General features: G+C 64.6%; 1 pseudogene. It reads right to left on the bottom strand.

Annotated features, from left to right (window positions below):
- Nucleotides 1–339 (bottom strand): annotated as a pseudogene (locus tag RCF13_RS18340) (aconitate hydratase B); the annotation flags it as partial.

Genomic DNA, 339 nt, shown 5'->3' with positions numbered 1-339 from the left:
GCGTCGGCCCAGCTCTGCATCACGGCCTTGGCGTTGGCGTTGCCCTTGTCGGCCTTTTCCTTCACGTCGTGGAAGGCGTCGAACATCAGCAGGGTCTTTTTCAGGGCGTCGGCGGCGATCGTGCCGATTTCCTTGTCGTCGAGCAGTTGGACCAGCGGGCCAATGTTGTAGCCGCCCAGCATGGTGCCGAGCAGTTCGGTCGCCTTGGCGCGGCTGATCAGGGCACAAGCTTCGGTGCCCAGGGCCACGGCGGCCAGATACGAGGCCTTGACCTTGGCGGCATCGTCCACGCCGGCCGGAACACGGTGGGTCAGCAGATCGACCAGGTTCTGCTCTTCG

Source organism: Stenotrophomonas maltophilia group sp. RNC7 (genome assembly GCF_030910085.1).
Taxonomy (GTDB): Bacteria; Pseudomonadota; Gammaproteobacteria; order Xanthomonadales; family Xanthomonadaceae; genus Stenotrophomonas; species Stenotrophomonas sepilia.
The sequence above is the reverse complement of the archived record's forward strand: the minus strand, read 5'-3'. Positions and strand labels throughout refer to the sequence as shown.